This is a genomic window from Nitrospirillum viridazoti CBAmc (assembly GCF_000730165.1).
GTDB lineage: Bacteria > Pseudomonadota > Alphaproteobacteria > Azospirillales > Azospirillaceae > Nitrospirillum > Nitrospirillum viridazoti.
Genome location: NZ_CP022113.1, coordinates 570,355 through 574,880, shown reverse-complemented (window position 1 = coordinate 574,880; position 4,526 = coordinate 570,355). Strand labels below are relative to the sequence as shown.

Annotated in this window: 3 protein-coding genes; 2 read left to right on the top strand and 1 reads right to left on the bottom strand. The window is 65.2% G+C overall.

Annotated features, from left to right (window positions below):
• Nucleotides 1-23: 23 nt before the first annotated feature.
• Nucleotides 24-1,787 (bottom strand): ShlB/FhaC/HecB family hemolysin secretion/activation protein, encoded by a 1,764-nt coding sequence (locus tag Y958_RS30280; protein ID WP_244909714.1) that lies wholly within the window; start codon nt 1,785-1,787, stop codon nt 24-26.
• A 743-nt stretch (nt 1,788-2,530) separates the two neighbouring features.
• Here Y958_RS30280 and groES point away from each other — a divergent pair.
• Both groES and groL read left to right on the top strand, forming a co-directional pair.
• A complete protein-coding gene (groES, locus tag Y958_RS30275) occupies nt 2,531-2,842 on the top strand; it encodes a co-chaperone GroES (RefSeq protein ID WP_040844223.1) in 312 nt (103 codons plus the stop codon).
• A 27-nt stretch (nt 2,843-2,869) separates the two neighbouring features.
• Nucleotides 2,870-4,489, top strand: a complete 1,620-nt coding sequence (gene groL / locus Y958_RS30270) for a chaperonin GroEL (RefSeq protein ID WP_088875609.1) — start codon at nt 2,870-2,872, stop codon at nt 4,487-4,489.
• Nucleotides 4,490-4,526: the final 37 nt, after the last annotated feature.

The following is a 4,526-nucleotide window of genomic DNA, read 5'->3' as shown; positions in this document are numbered from 1 at the left end:
GATTGGATTTCCCCGTTCCGATCTCAGTAATGCGCCGTGATGCTGAAGAAGACCCGGGTCGGCTTTCCGCCCTGGGTTTGGACCTGACGGTCCAGCGGCTGGTCGACCTCAAGGGTCGTGAACAGCTCTTTGGCCATGTTGATGCGGACGCCACCGCCCACCGACGCCACCGTGACGCGGCCGGTGGGACGGTAGTTGGACAGGCTCCACACCCGGCCGCCGTCGAACACGGCGTAGAACTGCATCCCTTCGGGGAACAGTTCGGGCACCAGCGGCGTGTAGCGCAGTTCCAGCGAGCCGGCCCAGCCGTTGTCGCCGGAGATTTCGCCCTCGTCATAGGCGCGGCCGAAGTTCGGGCCGCCCAGCGCCATCTCCTCGCTGGCCAGCAGGGGTGCCAGCGACATCTGCGCCGTGGCCGTGGCCAGTAGGCTGAAGTTGGCCGGCAGCTGCTGGACGCGTGTCACGTCCACGGTGAACTTGGTGAAGTCGGCGTTGCCGCCCAGGCGCGAGGCGTAGTCGGACTTGCGCGGTGTCGCGTTCAGGATGTCCAGGCCCTGGTGCACGGTGCCGCGCACGGCGGTGATGCCGTCCCAGGTGTCGGTCTTGTCGTAGCTGACGCCGGCGCGGAAGATACGAAGGTGGTCCTGGTTGAAGAGGTCGGCGCCCAGCGTGGTGCGGATGTCGCGGTACTCGAATTCCCCGAAGGCGCGCAGGTTTTCCAGGCGCGACCGGATGATGGGGTAGGTGACGGTGCCGGTCTCGGACGCCACGCGGCTGTGGACGTTCAACTGGTCCAGCTCCTGCCCCGGGCTGGCGCGGGAGAAGCTGGAGGTGAGGCCGGCCGTCAGCCCGTCACTGCTGAACATGCCCTGGTAGCCGCCCTGGACGAACCATTCGCGGCGGAAGGGGGTGGAGACCTTGCTGGTCAGGGTCAGGCGGTCGGCATGCTCGCCGAAGCTGTTGACCGAGACGGAGCCCACCCATTCGAAGGCGCCGACATAGGGTGTGTTGCGGTTGTCGAAGGCCAGCGAGGCGTCGACCGTCTTGCGCTCCGACTTCACCACGATGATGGAGGCGCCCAGGATGGTGGGCGACGGCTCCAGGCTGGCGCGCACCGTCAGGCCGGGCAGGTCGTCGGCCAGCAGCAGGCGACGCTCGATCTCGCCCACGCTGATGGGGGTAACGCCGCGCAGGGGCTCCAGCAGGCGGGCCACGGCCGCGCGGGCCGGGCCGATGTCGTCGTCGAACCGGATGTCGGCGACGAAGCCCTCGATGACCTGGATGCGGAAGCGGCCGTCCTCGATGGTCTGCTCCGGCACCACGACCCGGCTGGTGATGTAGCCGGCCTCGCGATAGCGCACCTCGATGTCGTTGGCGACCTTGAACATGTCGGCCACGGTGACCGTCTTGCCCACCAGGCTGGCGTAGAAGGCCGCCAGTTCATCGGCGGGGAAGGCGGTGGCGCCTTCGACCGCGACTCCTTTCAGCGCAAAGCTGTACTGCTCGGCCCCCTGCGGTGCCTGGGCCGCCGTCGCCTTGGGCACGGTGATGGCACCGCCGGGTGCGCCAGGCGTGGGCATGACCGGCCGGGGCGCCTCGCGACCCGGTTCGGCGCCGGACGGCAATCGCGGCGGCTGGACCTGCTGCGCCAGCGCCGGCAGGGTGATGAACAAGGCTGCCGTCGTCAGGGCCGCCGCCCGCAAGGTACGCCGGCCGGCCCCCAAGTCCGCCCGCTTGTGGGCCATGCGCGCGTGGGGCGACAGGGGGGACTGGGCGGTCTTGGTCATTTCCAGGGGCACCTTGGGGCTTAAGCGACGGCGGACGGGATAGCGGCGGCAAACAACGGAAAACCCGGTCCCCAGGGTGTCGAACCTGGATGGGACCGGCCGGCAAGAACGGCTCAGGCGAAAGGGGGACAGGGCTGGAGGATCAGCTACTTTCGGATATATCGCTTTTGAGGGTGGCGCGACAATGGCGCACAAGAACGACGATAGTCAACGGCCATGCACTTAATAAAGAGTGAATGTTGGAAGGATGAACATTTGCGACAATATGTGATGATTTGTGATATTGGCTTTAAAATGAGAAATTTAAGGCGGGAATGTCAGAATTTATCAGCTTCCATTGGGATCATCATGCACAAATATCGGCTTTATGATCAGCATCATCTCTCAACGTTAACCAATTCAATTTCAAGTAAGTACAAATGTATGCGTAATTGAAAGACGATGTGGGGATATAGGGAATGTTCAAAATGGCGGCGCCTATACCCAAGGCATAGGTAGCCAACCGGCTTAGAGGTCTGGTCCGGGCGCGATGCCCACTGGGCACCGGGGTTGCCGTCCTTGGTCGGCCGCCGCGACCGTCCATTTGCGCGGTGGAATCCGGGCCGGAAATTTTTGGCCCGTCCCCTGGGCCACCCCTCTTGACATGGATTCCGGGCTGAATAAATTTTTGCCGCGGCCCGGCCCAGAAGGGAGGGTCGCCTTATAAAATCCATGGCATTCGCTTGTAATGAGGAGTGACCCCCATGCGATTCCGCCCCTTGCACGACCGCGTCGTCGTGCGCCGCGTTGACAGCGAGCAGAAGACCGCTGGCGGCATCATCATCCCCGATACCGCCAAGGAAAAGCCCCAGGAGGGCGTGGTGCTTGCCGTCGGTCCCGGCACCCGGGACGAACAGGGCCATGTCATCGACCTGAATGTCCGGGTCGGCGACCGCGTGCTGTTCGGCAAATGGTCCGGCACCGAGATCAAGATCGACGGCGAGGATCTCCTGATCATGAAGGAGAGTGACATCCTCGGCGTCATCGACACCAGCGCGGCCCGCAAGGCCGCCTGAGGCAGTACATCATCACGGGAGAAGGAAATGGCAGCCAAGGACGTGAAGTTCTCGGCCGATGCCCGCGCGCGCCTGCTGCGGGGCGTCGACATCCTGGCGGACGCTGTCAAGGTCACGCTGGGCCCCAAGGGTCGCAACGTCGTCATCGAGAAGAGCTTCGGCGCGCCCCGCATCACCAAGGACGGCGTGACCGTCGCCAAGGAAATCGAGCTTGCCGACAAGTTCGAGAACATGGGCGCGCAGATGCTGCGCGAGGTGGCGTCCAAGCAGAACGACCTGGCGGGTGACGGCACCACCACCGCCACCGTGCTGGCCCAGGCGATCGTGCGCGAGGGCGCCAAGGCCGTGGCCGCCGGCATGAACCCCATGGACCTGCGGCGCGGCGTCGATTTGGCGGTGGAGGCCGTCGTGGCCGAGCTGAAGGGCAAGGCCAGGAAGATCACCACCAACGCCGAGATCGCCCAGGTTGGCACCATCTCGGCCAACGGTGAGGCCGAGATCGGCGAGATGATCGCCAAGGCCATGGAGAAGGTGGGGCATGAGGGCGTGATCACGGTGGAGGAGGCGAAGAGCTTCGACACCGAACTGGACATCGTCGAGGGCATGCAGTTCGACCGGGGCTATGTCTCGCCCTATTTCGTGACCAATGCCGACAAGATGACCGTGGAGCTGGAGGACCCCTACATCCTCATCCATGAAAAGAAGCTGTCTGGCCTGCAAGCCCTGCTGCCGGTGCTGGAACGGGTGGTGCAGAGCGGCCGGCCGCTGCTGATCATTTCCGAGGATGTCGAGGGTGAGGCGCTGGCCACCCTAGTGGTGAACAAGCTGCGCGGCGGCCTGCGGGTGGCGGCAGTGAAGGCGCCGGGCTTCGGTGATCGCCGCAAGGCCATGCTGGAGGATATCGCCATCCTCACCAGTGGGCAGGTCATCTCCGAAGATTTGGGCATCAAGCTCGACACCGTCACCATCGACATGCTGGGCCGGGCTAAGAAGGTGGTCATCGGCAAGGACACCACCACCATCGTCGAAGGGGCGGGCGCCAAGGATGCCATCCAGGCGCGCTGCGCCCAGATCCGGGCGCAGATCGAGGAGACCACCTCGGACTATGACCGCGAGAAGCTGCAGGAGCGCCTGGCGAAGCTGGCGGGCGGCGTCGCCGTCATCCGCGTGGGCGGTGCCACCGAAGTCGATGTGAAGGAACGCAAGGACCGCGTCGACGACGCCATGCACGCCACCCGCGCGGCGGTGGAGGAAGGCATCCTGCCGGGCGGCGGCGTGGCCCTGGCTCGGGCGGTGAAGGCCCTGGAGGGGCTGAAGCCGGCCAACGACGACCAGCGCATGGGCGTGGACATCATCCGCAAGGCCCTGCAGGCGCCGGTGCGCCAGATCGCGGCCAACGCCGGCTACGACGGATCGGTGGTCGTCGGCAAGGTGACCGACAATCCGGACTACAACTGGGGCTTCGATGCCCAGGCCGGCCAGTACCGCGACCTGGTGGCCGCCGGCATCATCGACCCGGCCAAGGTGGTGCGAACTGCCCTGCAGGACGCGGCCTCCGTCGCCGGCCTATTGATCACCACCGAGGCCATGGTCGCGCAGCTTCCGGAGAAGAAGCCCGCCACCCCGGCGCCAGCGGATTTCGACTGACGAAGTCCTAACATAACAGCTGAGTACACTTGGCCAC

Excerpts from the sequence above, each read along its gene's own strand:
- Y958_RS30280 (WP_244909714.1), bottom strand. The coding sequence starts at position 1,787 with ATGACCAAGACCGCCCAGTCCCCCCTGTCGCCCCACGCGCGCATGGCC.
- groES (WP_040844223.1), top strand. The coding sequence starts at position 2,531 with ATGCGATTCCGCCCCTTGCACGACCGCGTCGTCGTGCGCCGCGTTGAC.
- groL (WP_088875609.1), top strand. The coding sequence starts at position 2,870 with ATGGCAGCCAAGGACGTGAAGTTCTCGGCCGATGCCCGCGCGCGCCTG.